The organism is Streptomyces sp. NPDC060366 (genome assembly GCF_042725135.1).
GTDB lineage: Bacteria > Actinomycetota > Actinomycetes > Streptomycetales > Streptomycetaceae > Streptomyces.
In genome coordinates this window covers 1-22,158 of record NZ_JBHXDC010000017.1, presented here as the reverse complement: position 1 = coordinate 22,158, position 22,158 = coordinate 1, and the positions used below count along the sequence as shown (strand labels likewise).

The following is a 22,158-nucleotide window of genomic DNA, read 5'->3' as shown; positions in this document are numbered from 1 at the left end:
TCGACGCTATGCCGCGATGAGAGATGTCCGGGACGTTATTGGCCAAACTTGACGGCCACGCCGGATTGTGGGGATCAGCGAGGCCCGGGGCGCTGTGGCACTCCGGGCGCTGGCCGGGAGCTTCGGTGCTCCCACGGCATATCGCACTGATCACGGCCCCAGGCTATCTCGCCGCACCCCGGACCCGTCATGAACCGCATATGTACAAAAGAAGGGCGAGAAATTTGCCGGTCCGGCCAGTGACAAGTGGCGACCGGCTGTTGGTGACCGGTGGTCAGCGCGCGAGGCTCTGCGCGAGATCGACGGCGTCCGCGAGGCTGTCCACGACGGGAACTCCCGCCGCCTCCAGGCTCTTACGGCTGTGCGATCCCCCGGTGTAGAGGACCGCCTTGGCCCCCACATGGGCGGCGGCCAGGGCGTCGTCGACCGCGTCACCGATCACCACCGTGTGCGCGGGGACTATCCGGCCTTCCTTGGCGAGCGCGGCCAGATGGCGCTCCATGTGCACGGCCTTCGTGCCGCCGGAGGGTCCCGTCCGCCCGTCGACCCGGACGAAGTGCTGGTGGATCCCGTAGTCCCGCACCACGGGCAACAGTTGTTCGTGCTCGTACATGCTGAGCAGCGACTGGCTGCGGCCGGCCAGCACCCACTGCGTCAGCAGCTCCTCGACGCCCTCGGTGAGCCCGCACCCGACGCGCCGCTCCACGTAATGCCGATGGAAGGTCTCGTCCATGACGAGCCACTCGGCGTCCGTGGGGAGGCGGCCCATCAGACGCTCGTAGAAGACAGGGATCGGCATGCAGTACACATCCCGATAGCGCTCCGCGGTGATCGATTCGAGGCCGATTTCCGCGAAGGCGGCGTTGGTCGCCCCGACGACCGCCTCGAAGTCGTCGAGCAGTGTGCCGTTCCAGTCCCAGACCAGATGTGTGTCGTGCTTCCCCATGCCGGAAACGTTACCGGCAGGGTCCGACAACGCGCCGCCGAACCTTACGCGACGATGCCCGGGATCTCCTGCACCCCGAACCAGAGCAGTTCGTGGTCCTCGGCCCCGTCCACCGTGAACTGCGCGTCGTCGTCGCCGTGGTCGGCGGCGCCCAGCGCCGCGGCGGCCGCGGACACGTCGTCCTCGGCGTCGTCGGAGTCGATGTGCACGGCGGCGGCCTTGGCCAGGGGGACGGCGGTGGCGATCCGCACCTCGCCGAGCCCGGCGGCGTCCACCCCGCGGTCGGGGTCGGCCGCGGCGTCCTTGTCCGGTACGTCGACGGCGACCACGACCCGGCGCCGCGCGGCCGACGGATCACCGGCGAGCTGCCGGAGCGAGGCGGCGGCGGCGCGGTTGAGGGCCGCGTACTCCAACTCCTCGATGTCGTCGGAGAGATACCACTCGCGCAGTCCGGGGGTCACCGCGTACGCGGTCAGCGGCCCGGGGCCCAGCTCGCCCGTCTTCTGCGCCTCGGCGAGACCGGGAAGGGTCAGAGGGACGTAGACGCGCATGCGATGACCGCTTTCGTAGTCGGGAGAGCCGTTCAAGGATACGTCCGGCGTATTCGGCCGGTCCCTCGTCGGGGTGACACTGCGGAGCCGTTTCACACCCTCCTGAACACACAGAGTGACGCCTGCGACCCTGGCCCGGCCTGCCCGGCCACTCGGACAGGTGACACCCGACGCACGTGCCGCCACGGAATCCGGCCCTTGCGACGATCCCGGATCACCCGTAGAAGATCTCCAACACAAGTTACCGCCCGGTAATGCGATGCGACCGGGCCGGCGGAACGGGGGCGATCTGCGTGAGCGGGACAGAGACCAGCAGGACGTACGACAGGGCGGCGGCCCGGACGGTCGCCACCACCCGGCCACCGACCAGGCGCGACCCGCGCAGGCCCGGGCGGGTGGTCCCCCAGCACCGCCGGCCCTCGCTTCAGCCGCACGAGCGCTTCGCGGAACAACTGCTCGCCGTCCTGAGCGGCCTGCGCCCGGTCCACTCGATGCTGGGCCGGACGATCGGCGAGGCGTACGACCAACTCGTCCGCCTGGCCCCGACGACCCCGTTGCGGGCCCGCAACACCACCCCGGTGATCCGCACCTGCCGGGGCTTCCACCCCCGACCGGGAGTGGTCGAGGCCTGGGCCAGCATCGCGGCGGGCGACCAGGTCCGCGCGATGGCGTTCCGCCTCGAACAGGGCCCGGACCTCCGCTGGCGCTGCGCAGCGGTAGAAGTGGCCCCCCGCCCACCCACCTGACCCCTACGGAAGCCCGCCCGGCACCATCCCAGCCCACCCACAGCCACCTCAAGCCCGTCCGGCGATCGAGGACGCAGCGGACCGATCCTCACCAACCCGGCACAAACCCAACCCACCCGCACCCCACCAAGCCCATCCAGCGATCGAGGACACACCCCGCCGTAGCGGACCGATCCTCACCAACCCGGCACCACCCCAGCCCGTCCGGCGATTGAGGACGAACCGGCCGCCGGACGGCCCCGGCACCACCCCGCCCGCAAACGACGACGGCCGGGCCGGACACCTCGTGTCCGAACCCGGCCGTCCCAGCGACAGCTGGAGAGAGAGGAGGCCGCTTACTTCTTGCGGCGCCGCCCCCCACCCTTCTGCGCCTTACGACGCTCCGCGCGAGTCGTCCCCGCGCCCGCCTCCGTACGGTCCGCCCCGCCGTTGCTCTCGAAGTCACCCTCGACGACGCCGCCCTCACCGTCCACCGTCGGCGCGGAGAAGTGCAGCCGGTCCCGCCGCTGCGGAGCCTCCAGGCCCTTCGCCCGGATCTCCGGACGCGCGCCGCCCGCACGGGCACCCGCGTCCGCCTTCTCCAGCGACGTACGCTCCGCCGCGTCCTGCACCGGGACCTCCTCGACCTGCTGCTCGACCTGGACCTCCAGGTTGAACAGGTAGCCGACGGACTCCTCCTTGATGCCCTCCATCATGGCGGTGAACATGTCGAAGCCCTCACGCTGGTACTCGACCAGCGGGTCCTTCTGCGCCATGGCACGCAGGCCGATGCCCTCCTGGAGATAGTCCATCTCGTAGAGGTGCTCACGCCACTTGCGGTCCAGCACGGACAGCACCACGCGCCGCTCCAGCTCGCGCATCACGTCCGGGCCCAGCGACTTCTCGCGCTCGTCGTACTGCTCGTGCGCGTCGTCCTTGATGGACTCGGCGATGAACTCCGCCGTGATGCCGGCGCGGTCGCCGGTCGCCTCTTCCAGGTCCTCGACGGTGACCTTCACCGGGTAGAGCTGCTTGAAGGCGCCCCACAGCCGGTCCAGGTCCCACTCCTCGGCGAAGCCCTCCGCCGTCTCCTGGCGGATGTAGTCGTCGATCGTGTCGTCCATGAAGTGCCGGATCTGCTCCTGAAGGTCCTCGCCCTCCAGGACCCGGCGGCGCTCTCCGTAGATGACCTGGCGCTGCCGGTTGAGCACCTCGTCGTACTTCAGGACGTTCTTACGCGTCTCGAAGTTCTGCTGCTCCACCTGCGACTGCGCCGAGGCGATGGCACGGGTGACCATCTTGTTCTCGATCGGGACGTCGTCGGGGACGTTCGCCATCGACATGACGCGCTCGACCATCTGCGCCTTGAACAGGCGCATCAGGTCGTCGCCCAGCGACAGATAGAAGCGGGACTCGCCCGGGTCGCCCTGACGGCCGGAACGACCACGCAGCTGGTTGTCGATACGGCGCGACTCGTGACGCTCCGTACCGAGGACGTACAGCCCGCCGAGGTCGACGACCTCGTCGAACTCCGCCTTCACCGCCTGCTCGGCCTTCTCCATCGCGGCGGGCAGCGCGGCGGCCCACTCCTCGACGTGCTCCACCGGGTCGAGGCCGCGCTGACGCAGCTCCGCCTCGGCGAGGTCGTCGGGGTTGCCGCCGAGCTTGATGTCCGTACCACGGCCGGCCATGTTCGTGGCGACGGTCACCGCGCCCTTGCGCCCGGCCTGGGCGATGATCGGCGCCTCACGGTCGTGCTGCTTGGCGTTCAGCACCTCGTGCTGCACGCCCCGCTTCGAGAGCTGCTGCGACAGGTACTCGGACTTCTCCACGGAGGTCGTGCCGACCAGGATCGGCTGGCCCTTCTCGTGCTTCTCGGCGATGTCGTCGACGACCGCCGCGAACTTCGCGACCTCGGTGCGGTAGATCAGGTCGGGCTGGTTGACGCGGACCATCGGCCGGTTCGTCGGGATCGGCACGACGCCCAGCTTGTAGATCTGCTGGAACTCGGCGGCCTCGGTCATGGCCGTACCGGTCATACCGGACAGCTTGTCGTAGAGGCGGAAGAAGTTCTGGAGGGTGATCGTGGCGAGCGTCTGGTTCTCGTCCTTGATGTCCACCCCTTCCTTCGCCTCGATCGCCTGGTGCATGCCCTCGTTGTAGCGGCGGCCCGCGAGGATACGGCCGGTGTGCTCGTCGACGATCATGACTTCGCCGTCGATGACGACGTAGTCCTTGTCGTTCTTGAACAGCTCCTTGGCCTTGATCGCGTTGTTCAGATAACCGACCAGCGGCGTGTTCACCGACTCGTACAGATTGTCGATGCCCAGCCAGTCCTCGACCTTCGCGACCCCGGACTCGTGGATGGCGACGGTGCGCTTCTTCTCGTCGACCTCGTAGTCGCCGGTCTCCTCGATGCCCTTGAGCTGGTTGCCCGCCTCACCCTTGGTGAGCCGGGTCACCAGCTTGGCGAAGTCGCCGTACCACTTCGTGGCCTGGTCGGCGGGACCGGAGATGATCAGCGGCGTACGGGCCTCGTCGACCAGGATCGAGTCGACCTCGTCCACGACCGCGAAGTTGTGACCGCGCTGGACTAGCTCCTCCTGGGACCACGCCATGTTGTCGCGGAGGTAGTCGAAGCCGAATTCGTTGTTCGTGCCGTACGTGATGTCGCGGTTGTACTGGTCACGGCGCTGCGCGGGCGACATGTTGGCGAGGATGCAGCCGACGGTGAGGCCCAGGAACTTGTGGACCCGGCCCATCATCTCGGAGTCGCGCTCGGCCAGGTAGTCGTTGACCGTGATCACGTGAACGCCCTTGCCGGACAGCGCGTTCAGGTAACAGGGCAGCGTGCCGACGAGAGTCTTGCCCTCACCGGTCTTCATCTCGGCGACATGACCGAGGTGCAGCGCGGCGCCGCCCATCAGCTGGACGTCGTACGGACGCTGGCCGAGCACCCGCTTGGCCGCCTCGCGGACGGTCGCGAAGGCCTCGGGGAGCAGGTCGTCCAGAGTCTCACCGTCGGCATAACGCTGCTTGTACTCGTCGGTGAGGGCCTGCAACTCGGCGTCGGAGAGGGCGCTGAAGTCCTCTTCGATGGAGTTGACCTGGTCCGCGATGCGGTGCAGTTTGCGCAGGATCTTGCCTTCGCCTGCACGCATGAGCTTGTTGAAGACGGACACTGAGGTTGGTCTCCTTGCCGGTCGGGCCTGGCACTGGGTCTGGTGAGGGACACTGGCGCGGGCGCGGCAGGCCGACCCCACCGCAACGGCCATCGTAAGCGAGGACCCGGCCGCCTCGGGAGGTCCACGTGACGCCCGGCCTCCTGTCACCCGCAATGAGAACGCGCGGGACGCGTGGAAGGTGCCGGTGAGGTACGAAAAGCGCTCGCGCCGGGGAGCCCCGGTCACCACACTCCCCCCATGGAGCCACTCGCCCCCCGGGCCGCCCCTCCGGAGACCTCCGCCACCTCCTTGACCACCGAGGTGGCGACCGAGTTGATCACCGAGCGTCTGCGGCTGCGCCCCCTGGTGCCGGAGGACATCGACGCCGTGTGCGCCGCCTGTCAGGATCCCGACATCCAGCGGTGGACCACGATCCCCTCTCCGTACGAAAGACGGCACGCCGAGCACTTCATCGAGCGGATCGTCCCGGACATGCGGCGGGCCGGGACCAACTTCGTCTTCGCGGTCGAGCCGGTCGGCGGCGGCCCGCTGCTGGCCTCGGTCAACGCCCACGGCCACACCGGTGTGTGGGCGGTCGGCTACTGGACGGTCAGGGAGCACCGCGGCCGGGGCTACACGACGGAGGCGCTGCGCGCCCTGACCCGCTGGATGTTCACGGAGCTGGGCGCCGAACGCGTCGAGTGGCGGGCCGAGGCCGGCAACGAGGGCTCACGGGCCGTCGCGCTGAAGGCCGGTTTCGTCATGGAGGGCACCCTGCGCGCCGCCCTGCTCCTCAAGGAGACGGCGCGCGACGCCTGGATCGGCGCGCTCCTGCCCTCCGATCTCGGCCTGCCGTCCAGGCACCCGTATCTGCCCGCGCGGCCCTGACAGCGGCGGCCACCGGGCCCCGGTCCACTGTCAGTGGCGCCGTCTATCGTTCGGGGCATGACCACTGTGCCGCGCGCCGCCGCCGAGCTGTCCGCAGACGAAGCACGCCGTATGGCGCTGCGCGCCCAGGGATTCCTCGGCGCCCCCGACCGCCGGGGCGGCGTGCGCGGTGTGCTGCGTCATCTCGGGGCCGTACAGCTGGACACGATCTCGGTGCTCGCCCGCTCGCACGAGCTGATTCCGTACGCACGGCTGGGCGCCGTGGGCCGCAAGACGGTCGAGGGGGCGTACTGGACACCGGCGGCCGCCGCCGACGCCCCGCCCCACCCGCACGCCTTCGAGTACTGGTCGCACGCCGCCTGCATCCTGCCGGTCGAGGAATGGCCGCATTTCGCCTTCCGGCGCCGCGCCTACCGCGCCCGCCCGCACTGGCACCACGAGCTGTCGGACGGTGCGTACGACGCGGTGATCAAGCAGTTGCGGGCGGAGGGTCCGCTCACGGCCACCGAGTTGGGCGGCGCCAAGAACGGCGGCGAGTGGTGGGACTGGTCCGAGGCGAAGGTCGCGGTCGAGCGGGCGCTGATGCACGGCGAGGTGGTGTGCACGGAGCGCCGGAGCTGGAAGCGGGTCTACGACCTGGCGGAGCGCGCCATTCCCGACGAGGTGCTGCACGACGATCTGGACGACACCGAGTGCCTGCGGCGGCTCGTACGGCTCGCGGGCCGGTCGCTGGGGGTGGGTACCCGCTCGGACATCGGGGACTACCACCGCATCAAGGGCGAGCAGGTCGACGCGGTGATCGCGGACTCGGGGCTGGTGCCGGTGACGGTCGAGGGCTGGGCGAAGCCCGCCTGGGCCGATCCGGAGGCGCTGGCGAGTGTTCCGCGCGGCCGGCACCGGACGACTCTGCTCTCGCCGTTCGACTCGCTCATCTGGGAGCGCGCCCGCACCGAGCGGATCTTCGGCTTCACCCACCGCCTGGAGGCATACGTGCCCAAGCCCAAGCGGATCTACGGGTACTTCGCGATGCCGCTGCTGTCCGGCGGGAAGCTGCTCGGCCGCGTCGACCCGGCGCGCGAGGGCACGACACTCGTCGCCCGCCAGGTCTCGCTGGACACCCCCGCCGCCGTCGAGCCCATGGCGCGGGCGCTGCGGGAGGCCGCCGAGTGGGTGGGCTGCGACTCCGTACGGATCGAGCGCGTCGACCGCCCCGAACTGGCCGCGGCGCTGACGCGGGCCGTCATCTGATCGCGGCCGTCATCTGATTTCGAGGATCTTCTCCCGCATCGCGTAGACCACGGCCTCCATCCGGGAGTGCAGTTGCAGCTTCTCCAGGATGTTGCGGACATGGTTCTTCACGGTGTTCTCGGAGATGAACAACTCCTTGGCGATATCACGGTTGTTCATTCCCGTGGCGACCAGTTTGAGGACTTCGAGCTCGCGGTCGGTGAGCTTCGGCGCCGGAACGAGTCTGCGCTCGTCGGTGCGCTGAATCATCGACTTGAACTCGGTCAGGAGCTTGGAGGCCATGGAGGGGCTGATTTGTGACTGCCCGTCGGCCACCGCGCGAATCGCGGTGGCCACCTCGTCCGTCGAAATCTCCTTGAGGAGATAACCGGTCGCGCCCGCCTTGATCGCGTCGTAGAGGTCGGCCTCCTCGTCGCTGATCGTCAACATGATGATCTTGGCACTGGGGGCCACCTCCTTGATGGAGGTGCAGGCCTCGATGCCGCCGCGCTTGGGCATCCGGACATCCATCAGCACGATGTCGGGGAGCAGGTCGGCGGCCTTGTCGACGGCCTCCGCGCCGTCTCCGGCCTCCCCCACGACCTGGATGTCCTCCTCCTGGGCGAGGACGATCTCCAGCCCCCGGCGGAAGAGGGCGTGGTCGTCCACGACAAGGACCCTGATCGGTTCCTTCCCCGGGTCGTCCGGGTCCGTGCCGGTGTCCGGTCCGGCACCGCCCGTCGTACCGCCGGCACCGCGCGCGTGGTGCACCGGCCCGAAGCTGTCCGCCATCGTTCCTCCCCCTGAAGGCCATGGGCCGAAGTACATGCGAGCTACACCAACCCCTGGTCAGGGACCGTGGGTTGGCGTGCATGGCCATGATTTCATGCCCGGCCGACAGAGCGGTGATCCAGTAGTCGCGCGGTGGTGCCCCCGCGGCCGGATCAGGCACTGCGGGGGCACCACCGAGGGGCGTTTTTTCTCTCAGCCGCCGAGTGCGCCGCCGGCGCCCGCGGCCTCGGATTCGGCCAACTGGTCGGTCCTCAGATGGATGACGCCGTAGTCGTAGGCGTGGCGCCGGTAGACGACGCTCGGCTCCTTGGTCTCGGAATCCACGAACAGATAGAAGTCGTGTCCGACCAACTCCATCTCGTAGAGCGCCTGGTCGAGGGTCATCAGAGCAGCGGTGTGCGTCTTCTCGCGGACCACCAGCGGTCCTTCGCCCTGTACTTCGAGCGAGCCGATCCTGGTGGTGGGAATGCCGTTCGACGACTCGTCCGCGGGGGCCGGACCCGATCCGTTCAGCTGGGCCACACCGGGGACGACGTCGACGACCTCGGCGGCCGAAAGCCTCCCGGCGCCACGGCGGTTGTGGCGCTTCTCGTGCTGCCTGCGCAGCCGCGCCTCCAGCTTCCCGGTGGCCAGGTCGAGTGCTGCGTACGGGTCGGCGGCGGCGGCTTCCGCCCTGATGACGGGACCGCGGGAGTGGAGCGTGATCTCCACCCGGTCGCAACGGTCCGCCTGACGCGGGTTGTGCTCCTTGGACACCTCGACGTCGAGGCTGATCACCTTGCCGTCGAGCTTCTGGATCTTCTCCAGCTTCAGCTTCTCGGCCACGTGCTTACGGAACCGCTCGGGTACCTCTGTCTTGCGGCCCTTGACGACGATGTCCACGCAGAACTCCGTTCCCGGATTCGCTCCGCCGCGTTGCGGAGCTACTCCCTCTTGCACCAGACCTCGATGGGCACCGAGGCCTCGGACTTGGTGACTTTCACCTCCTCCTCCCCCGTGGGCAAGATCCCCATTCCCTCCGACTTCAAGGTCCTGGAAAACGCTCCGCACACCACTGCATATCGACGAGGTACAGCTTTCGCTTTCCTCACAACCGAACATAGCTCGCTTGGACGGGTGTCGGCACCCGCTACCAGTGCGTACGTCCGTTCCGGTGTTTTACGACCCTCACCACCTGCAACGAAGCGAACTCGCGATCAGTTCCGGTTTATTTCGAAAGAGAGCGGAGGTGCGGCGACCACGGCGGCGCTCACCTGTATGAATGCGGGGTACCCCGGTCTCGTCGCGGCATGCATCGCGCGCGACGCCTCGGCAAGCGAGGCGCCGGTCGTCATGAGATCGTCCACGAGCACCACCCTGCCGCCCTCCAGAAGCCCCGCGCCCCCGACGGCGACCTCCAGCGCCCCGGCGAGATTGCTGAGCCTCTGGCGGGCGCCCAGGCCCGCCTGGTCGGCCACCGCGCGCCGCTGCCGCAGCACCGGAAGCACCCGCGCCGATCGCCCCGTACGCCGCAGTTCCCCGGCCGCCGCCAGGGCGATGCGCCGGGCGGCGTCATGTCCGCGCGCGCCGACGGCGCGCCTCGTCGACGGAATCGGTACGAGAATCAGCGGGCCGACACCCGTACCCGGCGGGACAGCGGCCTGGACCGCCCCGGCCAGCGCTCTGCCCAGGGGCGCGGCCAGCCCGAGGGCACCACGCTCCTTGTGGGCCAGCAGCACGGCCCGTACGGCGTCCTCGTACGGAGCGGCGGCATGCACCACCGGCAGCCCCACGGGCTCGGGGACCGGCCGCACCCGGCAGGGCCACGTCCCGTACAACGCCCTTCCGCACGCGTCGCACAGCGGCGTCCTGGGACTCCCGCAGCCGCCGCAGGCGACCGGCAGCACCAGCCCGGTGATTTCTCGCCACCACACCCGCATGTCACCCACTGTGCCAACGACTCGGGCCTCCGGCCACCCCTGTGGATAACCGGGATCGAGATCCGGCCCGAATGCCGCCGGCGCGGGGCCGTACGGGTGGAAGCCGGCTAGCCCGGGTAGACCGGTGACGAGCCTTCTTTCACCATCGTCTGCCAGTTCGCACCGGTCGGCAGCCGCACGATGCCCGCGTCGTCCGAGTCGGCCACCAGCGGCTGCTGTTCGTCGTCGGCCGCGGCGATCCCGGTGACCTGGTTCAGGCCTGGCAGCACGCCCGCCGGCGATGTCGAACCGTCCGTCTGGATGTAGCTCACCTGCTGCACCCCGCCGGCCTCCTTACCGACCACGACGAGCCGGCTGGGCCCCGCCCACGAAACGGCGGTCACCGTCTCCATACGAGGCGCCACGGCCTTCAGCTCCGTCACCGACACCGTCTGCTCCTCGGCAGGCCCGCGACGCTCCACACGGCCGATCTGGAGGGTCGTACGCCCGTCCTCGGCGAGCAGCAGCGCCACCCGTACGCCGTCGGCGGAGACCCGCAGCGCCTTGATGCGCGCGTCGCCGAGCCCGTCGACCGTGACCTCCCGGGGCGCGTCGGCGCCGTCGGCCAGCCGCAGCAGCCGGGGCTGCTTCGGGTCGCGGTCCGCTATCCACAGATCGCCGTTGCCGTCCCAACTCGGCGCCGACAACCGGTCCTCCTTCTTCTCGGCCTTGCTGACGACCAGGGCGTCGCCCACCTCACCCGCCGAGATGATGGAGCCGACGTACAGGGACTTCTCGTCCTGCGAGACGCCCGCCGCGTGCTTCTCGTCCCGCGCGACGGCGACCCGGCCGAGCGGCATCGTGCCGTCGCCGAACGGGCCGCGCACACGCGGCGGGTCGATCGGCTCCTTGCTGCTCGCCGACAGCTGTGCGAGCCGGCCCTTCGCGTCGATGAAGTACGGGCTGTCCGAGCTGCCCGAGGTGCGGTCGGCCGCGAACTCCTCCGCCTGGTCGCCGCTCAGTACGCACAGCGAGGAACCGTCCTGCCTGAGCAGTTCGACCTGTTCGCCTCGGGTGGACGTCAAGTCGCGCAGCGTGAAGAGCAGTTGCGCCGCCATCTTGCGGCACTGTTCCCGGCCGACGTTGTCGACCTTCGCGTTGAGCGGCACCTTCAGGGAGTTCCGGTCGTCGAATTCGAGAGTCCGGGTGCCGCGCTTCAGCTCCGTACCTGTCGGGAACGGCGAGTCGACCACGGGCCGCATCCAGTCCGTCGGCCCGTCGAGCAGCACCTTGACCGCCTGGGTGACGGGGTCCATCCGCGTCACCGGGTCTATGCGCTGCCTGATGTAGACGGGGTCGGCGACGAGCCAGCCCTGTCCGGAGGCGAAGTAGTACTTGTTCACGGCCCGGTAGTTGCGCTGGAAGTCGGACTCACCGAGTACGAGCCCCTGCGGAAGGTCGTCGATGCGCCACTCCTTGCCGTCCAGCACCTTCTCCTGGACGAGATGGATGGCGCGGCTGTACGGCTCGGGCGCCACCGGCTGGTAGGCGTGCCCGGCGTCGACCGCGGCGATCTGCTCGCCGTAGAGCGGGTAGGTGAGGCCGGGGCCGTCGGGACCGGACGGCCCCTGGGGGTCGGCCGGATCGGGCGCGGCGGCCAGCACCGTCGTACGGTCCGCCGGCTGCCAGCTCTGCGACGCCTGCTTCGTCAGATACTTCCTGGCCACCGCGAAGTCGGGGTCGTCGCTGGTCATCGCTTCGAGGAAGCCGTCGACGATCTCGTTCGGATCGGCACCCTCTGCGGGCGCGACGGGATACACCCGCACCTGGGAGTCCCCGCGCGGGGATGCCTTGACGGGCTCGACGTCCCCGCTGTCGGGGATCGACGCACAGCCGGCCAGCAGCAGGGCGCAGCACCCGAACACGACGGGCAGCCGCGGCACGCGTCCTCGGCCGTGACGAAGGCGGTCAACGCCCACGAGTCGTGTCCTCCCGCTCCGGTGCCTGGGGCGCGGAGGTGACCGCGGAGGCAGATGACGACGGTGTGTTCGAAGACCGGGGCGGTTTCGATGACGTGGCCGGGTCCCGTTCCACGGGCTCGCCGGTGGAACGCGGCACCACCCGGGCACCGTTGCCGGGCAGCGCCGTCGGGTCGACGACGCCCGCGGGCGGTGGCACCGGCGTCCTGGCCGGCACCGGAAGGGACGCCCCCGACGCCGACTGGGAGGGCACGCTCTTCAACCGGTGCGCGCTCTCCTTCGGGTCTCCGAAGACGGAACGCTCCCGGCCGCGCCGCGAGTCCTCCGGCTCCAGCGGTATCGGCGAGCCACGCAGCGGCTCGTCGGCGGTACGCGGCAGCGTCAGCCGGAACTGCGACCCGCCGCCCGGCTCGCCCCACGCCTGGAGCCAGCCGCCGTGCAGACGCGCGTCCTCGACGGCGATCGACAGGCCGAGGCCCGTACCGCCGGTGGTACGGGCCCGCGCCGGGTCCGCCCGCCAGAAGCGGTTGAAGACGCGGGTCGCCTCGCCGGGCTTGAGCCCCACTCCGTAGTCGCGTACGGCCACGGCCACGGCTCCGCCGGCCACCGCCATCCGCACCACCACGTCCCGCCCCTCGCCGTGCTCGACGGCGTTGACGACCAAATTGCGCAGGACCCGCTCGACGCGCCGGGCATCGGCCTCGGCGACGACCGGCTGTTCGTCCCCCATGACCCGGATCCGGGTGCCCTTGCGCTCGGCGAGCGGTTCGGCTCCGCCGATCACGCGGCGTACGACCACCCGCAGGTCTATGGGCTCGGCCTCCAGGGCCGCGGCACCGGCGTCGAACCGGCTGATCTCCAGCAGGTCCGACAGCAGTGACTCGAAACGGTCGAGCTGGTCGCCCAGCAGCTCCGCCGAGCGCGCCGTGACGGGATCGAAGTCGACACGGGCCTCATGGATGACGTCGGCGGCCATCCGGACCGTGGTCAGCGGGGTGCGCAGCTCGTGCGAGACGTCGGAGACGAAGCGGCGCTGCATCCTGGAGAGCTCCTCCAGCTGCTGGATCTTGAGCTGAAGATTCTGGGCCATCTTGTTGAAGGCCTCACCGAGGCGGGCGATGTCGTCCTCGCCGGTGACCTTCATACGTTCCTGGAGCCGACCGGTGGAGAGCCGTTCTGCGATCCCCGCGGCCATCCGTACGGGCGTCACGACCTGCCGTACGACGAGCCAGGCGATGGCCCCGAGCAGGACGACGACGAACAGCCCCGCCGTGGCGAGGGTGCCCTTGACCAGGTTGAGCGACTGCTCCTCCTGCGTCAGCGGGAACAGGTAGTACAGCTCGTAGGAATTGCCGTCGACATCGGTCAGGCGCTTGCCGACCACCAGGCCGGACTCGGACTCTCGGCCGTCCGTGTACTGGATCAGGGTGTAGCGCTGGAACGTGCCGGTGCCCTTGGTGACGGCCGAGCGCAGATTGGCGGGAACGCTCGCGATGTGGTCCACGCCGCCGGAGGCGCGCGGGAAGCGGCTGCTGGAGCCCGCCCCGTTCTCGTCGGCGCTCAGCGCCACCACGTTGAACGCGCTCTGGCCTCCACTGGCCAGCTGTACGACCAGGTCGGAGCGCCAGTTCACGGAGTTGCGGCTCGACCTGCCGTCGCCCGAGCCGCCGTCCTGCCCACCCGGCTCGACCGGTGCGTCGGCCTTCTCCTTGGCGACGGTGAAACCACCGGCCGCCTGGCTCTGGGCCGCCTTCTCCTTGGCGTCCAGCAGACCGTTGCGCACCTGGCCGATCACGACGAAGCCGAGCAGCAGCACGACGCCCAGCGACATCAGCAGAGTGGTGGTGACCACCCTGAGCTGAATGTTCCGCCGCCACAGCCGCACGGCGGGCAGCACCGGACGCCTGGCCCAGCGCACGACGAGACGCGGCACGGGGCCGCCCGCCGCCCCGTCCTGGAGCAGCCGGCCGCCCTGGAAGAGCCTGCCGAGGCGTGAGCCCCAGCGGCTCCTGTCGGCGGTCCGCCCCGTACGGACTCCCGGCTCCCCGGGCTTCGGGGCAGAACTGCCGCTGGACATGTCAGCTCGGTCCGGCCTTGTAGCCGACACCGCGGACGGTCACGACGATCTCCGGGCGCTCCGGGTCCTTCTCGACCTTGGAGCGGAGCCGCTGGACATGCACATTGACCAGACGGGTGTCGGCCGCGTGCCGGTAGCCCCAGACCTGTTCCAGGAGCACCTCACGGGTGAAGACCTGCCACGGCTTGCGGGCCAGTGCGACGAGCAGGTCGAACTCCAGCGGCGTCAGGGCGATGGACTGCCCCTCACGCTTCACCGAGTGACCGGCCACGTCGATGACCAGGTCGCCGATGGCCAGCTGTTCCGGTGCCGGCTCCTCGGACCTGCGAAGCCGTGCCCTGATCCTGGCGACCAGCTCCTTCGGCTTGAACGGCTTGACGATGTAGTCATCGGCGCCCGATTCGAGCCCGACCACCACATCGACCGTGTCACTCTTGGCCGTCAGCATGACGATCGGTACACCCGACTCGGCCCTGATGAGCCGGCACACCTCGATACCGTCGCGGCCGGGCAGCATCAGATCCAGCAGCACCAGATCCGGCTTGGCCTCACGGAAAGCGGCGAGGGCCTTGTCGCCGTCCGCGACGAACGACGGCTCGAACCCTTCACCTCGCAGCACGATGCCGAGCATCTCGGCCAGTGCGGTGTCGTCATCGACGACAAGGACGCGTCCCTTCATATCGACATCATCCCATTTTCATTTCCGTTGCGTAGACTTGCGTGATCCAGCTCACTGACCTGGGACGACGTGGACGTGTGTCCTTCACGGACCGTCGCGGCTCGTTGCTGTTGACGTCAACCACAGATGTCACACCCTGCCTCGTTGACGGGTCCTTCGACAGGAACCTTAGCGAGCCGTCCGCCCGGCGAACCCGACAGCGCCTGTTCCCCACCCCTCGCGCACCTGTCCCGTCAGGCCCGCGCCTCCTGTCGCGCCTGGGCGCACAGCTCCGCGATCCCGTCCCGCGTCACCGGCGACAGCGCCCCGTACTCGGTGACCAACGCCGTCACCAGTTCCGGCGGCGTCACGTCGAAGGCCGGGTTGTACGCCTGCGTTCCCAGCGGCGCCACCGGCATCCCACCGCCCACCTCCACCCCGGCCCCGGCCGCCTGCGGGGCCGTGAGCTCGGTCACCTCCTGCCCCGGCCGCTGCTCCACCTCGATCGACGCACCGTCCGGGGTGTCGAGATCCAGCGTCGTCGTCGGCGCCACCACGATGAACGGCACATGGTGGTACCTCGCCTGAACCGCGAGCGGATAGCTGCCCACCTTGTTCGCCACCGAGCCGTCGGCGGCGATCCGGTCCGCCCCGATGAGCACGGCATCCACCTCGCCGGCCGCGAACAGCGAACCGGCGGCGTTGTCCGCGAGCAGCGTGAACGCCATCCCGTTACGGGCCGCTTCGTACGCCGTCAGCCGCGCCCCCTGGAGCAGCGGACGTGTCTCGTCCACCCACAGCCGCCTCAGCCGCCCCGCCCGGTGTGCCGACAGGGCCACTGCGAACGCGGTGCCCTCACCACCCGAGACCAGTGACCCGGTGTTGCAGTGGGTCAGGATCCGATGACTTCCGCCCGGCAGCAACTCGTCCAGGAGCGACAGCCCCGATGCCGCCATCCGGGCGCTGGCGACGGCGTCCTCACGGTGCAGTTTCTTCGCCTCCACCAGGGTGGCCGCGGCCGCCTGCTCCTGATCGGCGCCTCCGGCGATCGCCGCCCGGTGAGCCTCCAGCGCCCGCCGTACCCCGTACCCGAGGTTCACGGCCGTGGGCCGGGCGGACTCCAGCAGCGCCGCCGCCTCGTCGACGTCGTATCCGCGTGTGGCGGCGAGGGCGACACCGTAGGCACCGGCGATGCCCAGGAGCGGCGCACCGCGCACGGCGAGCGTCCGTATCGACTGGACCAGGGCCGGCACGTCGGTGCAGACCAGCTCGGCCTCCTCGACCGGCAGTCTCGTCTGGTCGAGGAGCACCAGTACGGGCCCTTCCGGCAGCTCGTCCCAGCGCAGCGCCGGGGACATGGACGGCTCGGCCGCGAGCGGGAATGGTGCGTACTGATCAGTCATCCGCCCAGTCTGCCCGGTAGCGCTCGGACTATGAAGGTGAGAAGGAGATGGAGCACCCCGCCCGCCGGTGGGCCACGCGTGGCACGATGGCTGCCAGCCTCCCGCTCTGCTCCGCAGACAGGCACCGTTGCAGCGCCGGCTCCCAGAGCCTGCCTCCGAAACCAATCCACGAGGTGGACGACCGTGAACGACACTCCGGGCTGGGCCTCGCCCGGATCTGCCCCGTCCGACGGCCAGGACGCGAGCGTGCCCCGGCCCGCCGAGCCCGCCGACGACATCGGCACGCCCTCGGACTCCCCCTCGAAGTGGTCCAAGACCCAGCCGCCGGCCGGACAGTGGTCCGCGCCCAGCGCCCCCGGCCCCGTACCGCCCGCTCCCCGCACCGCACCGGGCTGGGGCGGCCCCGGTCCCGGTCCCGGCGGACGGCACTCCGGCTGGGGACAGCCGCCCGTCGCGGCGAAGCCCGGCGTCATCCCCCTGCGCCCCCTGGGTGTGGGGGAGATCCTCGACGGCGCTGTGTCCACGCTGCGGGCCCACTGGCGCACCGTCCTCGGTGTCACCATCGTCGTCGCGGTCATCTCGCAGATCGGCGACATACTCGTCCAGCGCTATCTCCTGCCGGAGCCGGTGGACATCGACCCGAACGCGAGCCCGACGGAAGCCCTGAACCAGGCCGTCGACGCGATGCAGTCCAGTCTCCTCGCGCTCGCGCCGTCGCTTCTCATCACCATAATCGGCACGCTCTTCACCACTGCCGTACTGACCGTGGTCATCAGCCGCTCCGTGCTCGGCCGCAGCGTCACGCTGTCGGACGCCTGGACCGAGGCCCGGCCCCGGCTGCTCCAACTCCTCGGCCTGACCCTGCTGTTGCCCGTCGTGGGCGCCCTCGTCGTGACTGTGGGCGTCCTCCCGGGACTGCTGATCGGCTCCGGTGCCGGGATCGCGCTGACGATGCTCGGCGGACTTGCCGCGCTCGTCCTGGTCATCTGGCTGATGGTCAGCTTCAGCCTCGCCTCGCCGGCCCTGATGCTCGAACGCCAGGGGATCGTCGCGTCCCTGCGCCGCTCCGCCAAGCTCGTGAAGGGCACCTGGTGGCGCATCTTCGGCATCCTGCTGCTGACGATGCTGCTGACCTTCGTGGTGTCCATGATCATCGCCGTGCCGTTCAGCCTCGTCGCCATGGCCGTGGACGGCGAAGGTGTCAGCGGTCTCTTCTCCGACAGCGGTCCGGACTTCGGCTGGCCCTTCCTGATCATCACCGGCATCGGCACGGTGATCAGCACCTCCATCACCCTGCCGATCTCCGCGGGTGTCTCGGTGCTCCTCTACGTGGACCAGCGCATCCGGCGCGAAGCCCTGGACCTCGAACTCGCACGCGCCGCCGGCGTACCGGGCTACGGCTCCGAGCGGCCTGGCAACGACGCCCCCAGGGGCTGATGCGGTGTTCGGCACGGGGGGCACGGCAACAGCGTGGCTGACGGCGCGCACGAGCGACGAGATACCGGTGGACACCTCGCGCGTCCCCGCCCGTGAGGCGGCCGAGGACGAGCTGTCCAAGCCGATGTACCACGAGAACGACCCGAATCTGCTCGAGCGCGCGATGGACCGCTTCTGGGAGTGGATCGGGGATCTCTTCAACTCCGTGGCCGGTTCCGGGGTAACGAGCCCGGTCGGTCTCGCCGTCATCGCGCTGCTGGTCGCCGCGCTCGGCGCCGCCCTCTGGTGGCGCCTCGGCACCCCCCGACGCACCGTCCGTCCCAAGGACGCGCTCTTCGACTCCGGCCCTCGCGGCGCGGCCGAACACCGCGCCAACGCCGAGGAACACGCCGCGGCCGAACGCTGGAACCAGGCCGTCCAGGAACGGATGCGCGCCGTCGTCCGCTCCCTGGAAGAGCGCACCGTGCTCGACCCTCGCCCCGGCCGCACCGCCGACGAGGCCGCCGCCGACGCGGGCCGGTCACTCCCTGAGCACGCGACCGCCCTGCGGGCAGCCGCCAGGGCCTTCGACGACGTAACGTACGGCGGACGCTCGGCGGACCGGCAGACATACCTGCGCCTGCGTGAACTGGACCTCGGCCTGGAGAACAGCAAACCCCAGCTGAGCGGCGCCACCCAGGGAGCCGCCGAATGACCGGCACCACGACGAACGCGCCTCCCGGGCCCGCGACCGGCTCCACCTCGTTGTCGCCCAGCGCCCAGCAGATCTGGAAGCGTGTCCGAGGGCTGCTGATCGCACTCGCCATTCTTCTCGTCGCCGGGATCGCCCTGGCCGCCGTACGCTCCGGCGACCAGCACGGCCGCCTCGACCCCCGCTCCGCCGACCCGCTGGGCAGCCGCGCCGTCGCCGAACTGCTCAAGGACCGCGGTGTCTCCACCCGCGTCGTCACGACACTCGCCGAAGCGAGCGAGGGGGCCGGCCCGGACACCACCCTGGTCGTCACCTCCCCCAACCTGCTGACCTTCCATCAGCAACGCACGCTGCGAAGCGCGACGGAGACCTCCGGCGGCCGCACGGTCCTTCTGTCGGCGGGACCGCCCTCCGTCGACCTCCTGGCCCCGGACGTCACCTCGGCCCCCGATACACCGGTTGCCGCGCGTGAGCCCCGCTGCTCCCTGCCCGCCGCCCGTAAGGCGGGCGCCGTCGACATCGGCGGAGTGCGCTACACCACGGACTCGCCGAACAGCGAAGCCTGTTACCCGACGGACGGGCTTCCGTCCCTTCTCAGGGTCGACGATGCCGCCGGCGGCGACACCGTCCTGCTCGGCTCCCCCGATCTCCTCTACAACGAGCGTCTCGCCAAACAGGGCAACGCCTCGCTGGCCCTTCAACTCCTCGGCTCGCGACCTCATATCGTCTGGTACCTCCCCTCACTCAGTGATCCCTCCGCCACCGAATCCGGCAGCGGCAGTGGTGACGGCAACAGCGGTGACAGAGAGGAACAGGAGGCGGGAGGCAACGAGTCGAGCTTCCTCGACCTGATTCCCTCCGGCTGGCTCTGGGGCACGCTCCAACTCGCCCTCGCCGCCGTACTCGCCGCCGTCTGGCGCTCCCGCCGACTCGGCCCCGTCGTCGCCGAACGGCTCCCGGTCGCCATCCGCGCCTCCGAGGCCACCGAGGGCCGCGCCCGCCTCTACCGCAAGGCCAATGCCCGCGACCGCGCCGCCTCGGTCCTCCGTACGGAGACCCGCGCCCGTCTCGCTTCCCTCCTCGGTGTCCCACCGTCCGAGGCCCACACCCCGGAGGCACTCGTCCCCGCTGTCTCCGCGCAACTCCCCGACAGCTCGCGGGATCCCCGCACGCTGCTCTTCGGCCCGGCGCCGGCCGACGATGCGGCTCTCATCCGCCTGACGGATCAACTCGACGCCCTCGAAAGAGAGGTACGCACCTCATGAGTGCCCCGACCCCCGAGACCGCTACGAACTCGGACAGCGCCCGCGCCTCCCTGGAGGCCCTGCGCGCCGAGATCGCGAAGGCCGTGGTCGGCCAGGACCCCGCCGTGACCGGACTCGTCGTCGCCCTGCTCTGCCGGGGCCACGTCCTTCTCGAAGGAGTCCCCGGCGTCGCGAAGACACTTCTGGTACGGGCCCTCGCCGCCTCTCTCGAACTCGACACCAAACGCGTCCAGTTCACCCCCGACCTGATGCCGAGCGACGTCACAGGCTCCCTCGTCTACGACGCGCGAACAGCGGAGTTCTCCTTCCAGCCCGGCCCCGTCTTCACCAACCTGCTGCTCGCCGACGAGATCAACCGAACCCCTCCCAAGACCCAGTCGTCGCTTCTCGAAGCGATGGAGGAGCACCAGGTCACGATCGACGGAACACCTCGGGCGCTCCCCGATCCGTTCCTGGTCGCGGCCACACAGAACCCGGTCGAGTACGAGGGCACCTACCCCCTCCCCGAAGCACAGCTCGACCGCTTCCTGTTGAAGCTGACCGTCCCCCTCCCGTCACGCGACGACGAGATCAGCGTCCTGACCCGCCACGCGGACGGCTTCAACCCGCGCGACCTCCAAGCGGCCGGAGTACGCCCCGTCGCAGGCCCGGCCGACCTCGAAGCGGCACGTGCCGCGGTCGCCAAGACCTCCATCTCCCCGGAGATAGCGAGCTACGTCGTAGATATCTGCCGTGCCACTCGTGATTCCCCCTCGCTCTCACTCGGCGTCTCCCCGCGAGGAGCCACCGCTCTGCTCTCCACAGCCCGTGCCTGGGCCTGGCTCACCGGCCGCGACTACGTCACGCCCGACGACGTGAAGGCCCTGGCACTGCCCACCCTGCGACACCGCGTCCAGCTCCGCCCCGAAGCGGAGATGGAGGGAGTCACCGCGGACTCCGTCATCACCGCGATCCTGGCCCATGTCCCCGTGCCCCGATGAGGCGATGAACCATGGCCCTCACCGGACGAGCTGCGCTCCTCGCCGCTCTCGGCTCGATTCCCGTCGGCCTCCTCGCCCCCAGCTGGGCCGGGATGCTGGCGGTCAACGCGCCCCTCTCCCTCGCAATTCTGTGCGACTACTGCCTGGCCGCGCCAGTGCGAACGCTCCGGTTCACTCGAAGTGGTGATACGTCAGTTCGACTCGGAGAAAGCGCCGAGGTCCAGCTCACAGTCGCCAATCCGGCACGCCGCACGCTGCGCGCCCACATCCGCGACGCCTGGCCCCCGAGCAGCTGGCCGACCGGCACAGAACAGGCCGCGTCCCGGCACGAGTTGACCGTCCCCGCCGGAGAACGCCGCCGACTCTCAACGCTCCTCCGCCCGACACGGCGCGGCGACCGGCGTACGGAACGAGTGACCGTGCGGTCCTTCGGCCCTCTCGGCCTGGCAGCCCGCCAGGGAAGCCACGACGTGCCGTGGACGGTGCGTGTCCTGCCGCCGTTCACGAGCCGCAAGCACCTTCCGTCCAGGCTCGCCCGACTGCGCGAGCTCGACGGCCGCACAAGCGTGCTCACCCGCGGCGAGGGCACCGAGTTCGACAGCCTCCGCCCCTACATAGCGGGAGACGACACCCGGTCCATCGACTGGCGCGCCACCGCCCGTCAGTCAGCGGTCACGATTCGTACGTGGCGCCCCGAACGCGACCGTCACATCCTCGTCGTCCTCGACACCGGCCGTACCTCAGCCGGCCGTGTCGGCGACGTCCCCCGGCTCGACGCCGCGATGGACGCCACTCTTCTCCTCACGGCACTCGCCACCCGCGCGGGCGACCGGGTCGACCTGCTGGCGTACGACCGCAGGACACGGGCCCAGGTCCGGGGACGCTCGGCGAGCGACGTACTGCCCTCGCTGGTGAACGCACTGTCCACGCTGGAGCCCGAGCTCGTGGAGACGGACGCGCGCGGCCTGGCCGCCACCGTCCTCAAGAGCGCCCCGCGCCGTTCCCTCATCGTCCTGCTGACCAGCCTCGAAGCGGCACCGGTCGAGGAAGGGCTACTGCCTGTCCTCCCTCAACTCACGCAGCGGCACACGGTGCTCGTCGCCTCGGTGGCCGATCCACACGCCCAGACGATGAGCACGGCCCGCGGCTCGGTCGACGCGGTCTACGAGGCGGCCGCCGGCTCCCAGGCTCAGTCCCAACGGCGCCGTACCTCGGAGAAGCTCCAGCGCTACGGCGTCACAGTCGTGGACGCCGCGCCCGACTCATTGGCGCCGGCGCTGGCGGATGCCTATCTGGCGCTGAAGGCCGCGGGTCGCCTCTGAATGGGGTCGGGTACGGGGAGAGAAACCGCTCCGTACCCGAAAAAGGGTCTTGAACGCAGAAATGCCCCGCACCAGAGGTGCGGGGCATTCCCAACCAAAGATTGTTCGGCGGCGTCCTACTCTCCCACAGGGTCCCCCCTGCAGTACCATCGGCG

Annotated in this window: 18 protein-coding genes; 8 read left to right on the top strand and 10 right to left on the bottom strand. The window is 70.0% G+C overall.

What is annotated here, in order from left to right:
• Positions 1 to 274: 274 nt before the first annotated feature.
• Both ACFWHU_RS30615 and ACFWHU_RS30610 read right to left on the bottom strand, forming a co-directional pair.
• Positions 275 to 946 (bottom strand): HAD family hydrolase, encoded by a 672-nt coding sequence (locus tag ACFWHU_RS30615; RefSeq protein WP_385804475.1) that lies wholly within the window; start codon positions 944 to 946, stop codon positions 275 to 277.
• Positions 947 to 990: 44 nt separating this feature from the next.
• Positions 991 to 1,497, bottom strand: a complete 507-nt coding sequence (locus ACFWHU_RS30610; RefSeq protein ID WP_385804477.1) for a DUF6912 family protein — start codon at positions 1,495 to 1,497, stop codon at positions 991 to 993.
• A gap of 293 nt (positions 1,498 to 1,790) precedes the next feature.
• Between ACFWHU_RS30610 and ACFWHU_RS30605 the strand changes: the two genes are divergently transcribed.
• On the top strand, positions 1,791 to 2,243 hold the full coding sequence (locus ACFWHU_RS30605) for an Rv3235 family protein (protein WP_387228751.1): 453 nt from the start codon (positions 1,791 to 1,793) through the stop codon (positions 2,241 to 2,243).
• A 335-nt stretch (positions 2,244 to 2,578) separates the two neighbouring features.
• Here ACFWHU_RS30605 and secA read toward each other — a convergent pair whose 3' ends face one another.
• A complete protein-coding gene (gene secA, locus ACFWHU_RS30600; RefSeq protein ID WP_385804481.1) occupies positions 2,579 to 5,404 on the bottom strand; it encodes a preprotein translocase subunit SecA in 2,826 nt (941 codons plus the stop codon).
• 240 nt (positions 5,405 to 5,644) lie between these two features.
• Here secA and ACFWHU_RS30595 point away from each other — a divergent pair, with 240 nt between their 5' ends.
• Together ACFWHU_RS30595 and ACFWHU_RS30590 are read left to right on the top strand one after the other, a co-directional pair.
• Complete coding sequence (locus ACFWHU_RS30595; RefSeq protein WP_387228749.1) at positions 5,645 to 6,274, top strand: GNAT family N-acetyltransferase; 630 nt, start codon at positions 5,645 to 5,647, stop codon at positions 6,272 to 6,274.
• A 57-nt stretch (positions 6,275 to 6,331) separates the two neighbouring features.
• Positions 6,332 to 7,522, top strand: a complete 1,191-nt coding sequence (locus tag ACFWHU_RS30590; protein ID WP_385804485.1) for a winged helix-turn-helix domain-containing protein — start codon at positions 6,332 to 6,334, stop codon at positions 7,520 to 7,522.
• 9 nt (positions 7,523 to 7,531) lie between these two features.
• Here ACFWHU_RS30590 and ACFWHU_RS30585 read toward each other — a convergent pair whose 3' ends face one another.
• The 7 genes from ACFWHU_RS30585 to mtnA form a co-directional block, all read right to left on the bottom strand.
• A complete protein-coding gene (locus tag ACFWHU_RS30585; RefSeq protein WP_078077048.1) occupies positions 7,532 to 8,293 on the bottom strand; it encodes a response regulator transcription factor in 762 nt (253 codons plus the stop codon).
• Positions 8,294 to 8,485: 192 nt separating this feature from the next.
• On the bottom strand, positions 8,486 to 9,175 hold the full coding sequence (gene hpf, locus ACFWHU_RS30580; protein ID WP_385804487.1) for a ribosome hibernation-promoting factor, HPF/YfiA family: 690 nt from the start codon (positions 9,173 to 9,175) through the stop codon (positions 8,486 to 8,488).
• A gap of 314 nt (positions 9,176 to 9,489) precedes the next feature.
• On the bottom strand, positions 9,490 to 10,212 hold the full coding sequence (locus ACFWHU_RS30575) for a ComF family protein (protein ID WP_385804489.1): 723 nt from the start codon (positions 10,210 to 10,212) through the stop codon (positions 9,490 to 9,492).
• 107 nt (positions 10,213 to 10,319) lie between these two features.
• Entirely contained in the window at positions 10,320 to 12,134 is a 1,815-nt protein-coding gene (locus ACFWHU_RS30570; RefSeq protein ID WP_387228745.1) for an LpqB family beta-propeller domain-containing protein, read from the bottom strand.
• A 25-nt stretch (positions 12,135 to 12,159) separates the two neighbouring features.
• Complete coding sequence (gene mtrB, locus ACFWHU_RS30565; RefSeq protein ID WP_387228743.1) at positions 12,160 to 14,247, bottom strand: MtrAB system histidine kinase MtrB; 2,088 nt, start codon at positions 14,245 to 14,247, stop codon at positions 12,160 to 12,162.
• 1 nt (position 14,248) lies between these two features.
• On the bottom strand, positions 14,249 to 14,926 hold the full coding sequence (gene mtrA / locus ACFWHU_RS30560) for a two-component system response regulator MtrA (RefSeq protein ID WP_005486885.1): 678 nt from the start codon (positions 14,924 to 14,926) through the stop codon (positions 14,249 to 14,251).
• Between the two features lie 233 nt (positions 14,927 to 15,159).
• Positions 15,160 to 16,308 (bottom strand): S-methyl-5-thioribose-1-phosphate isomerase, encoded by a 1,149-nt coding sequence (gene mtnA / locus ACFWHU_RS30555; protein ID WP_385804497.1) that lies wholly within the window; start codon positions 16,306 to 16,308, stop codon positions 15,160 to 15,162.
• A 183-nt stretch (positions 16,309 to 16,491) separates the two neighbouring features.
• Between mtnA and ACFWHU_RS30550 the strand changes: the two genes are divergently transcribed.
• From ACFWHU_RS30550 to ACFWHU_RS30530, 5 genes are read left to right on the top strand one after another with little or no spacing between them, the layout of a single operon-like run.
• A complete protein-coding gene (locus ACFWHU_RS30550) occupies positions 16,492 to 17,745 on the top strand; it encodes a hypothetical protein (RefSeq protein WP_385804499.1) in 1,254 nt (417 codons plus the stop codon).
• 4 nt (positions 17,746 to 17,749) lie between these two features.
• On the top strand, positions 17,750 to 18,439 hold the full coding sequence (locus ACFWHU_RS30545; RefSeq protein ID WP_387228741.1) for a DUF4129 domain-containing protein: 690 nt from the start codon (positions 17,750 to 17,752) through the stop codon (positions 18,437 to 18,439).
• Positions 18,436 to 19,701 carry a DUF4350 domain-containing protein gene (locus ACFWHU_RS30540; RefSeq protein ID WP_387228739.1) on the top strand — a complete coding sequence of 422 codons (1,266 nt, stop codon included), beginning with the start codon at positions 18,436 to 18,438 and terminating at the stop codon, positions 19,699 to 19,701. The genes ACFWHU_RS30545 and ACFWHU_RS30540 overlap by 4 nt, the downstream gene beginning before the upstream one ends.
• Complete coding sequence (locus ACFWHU_RS30535) at positions 19,698 to 20,681, top strand: AAA family ATPase (protein WP_385804505.1); 984 nt, start codon at positions 19,698 to 19,700, stop codon at positions 20,679 to 20,681. Before ACFWHU_RS30540 ends, ACFWHU_RS30535 begins: the two co-directional genes overlap by 4 nt.
• Positions 20,682 to 20,692: 11 nt before the next feature.
• Positions 20,693 to 22,003: a DUF58 domain-containing protein gene (locus tag ACFWHU_RS30530; RefSeq protein WP_387228736.1), complete on the top strand. Its 1,311-nt coding sequence runs from the start codon at positions 20,693 to 20,695 to the stop codon at positions 22,001 to 22,003.
• The last annotated feature ends 155 nt before the right edge of the window (positions 22,004 to 22,158 follow it).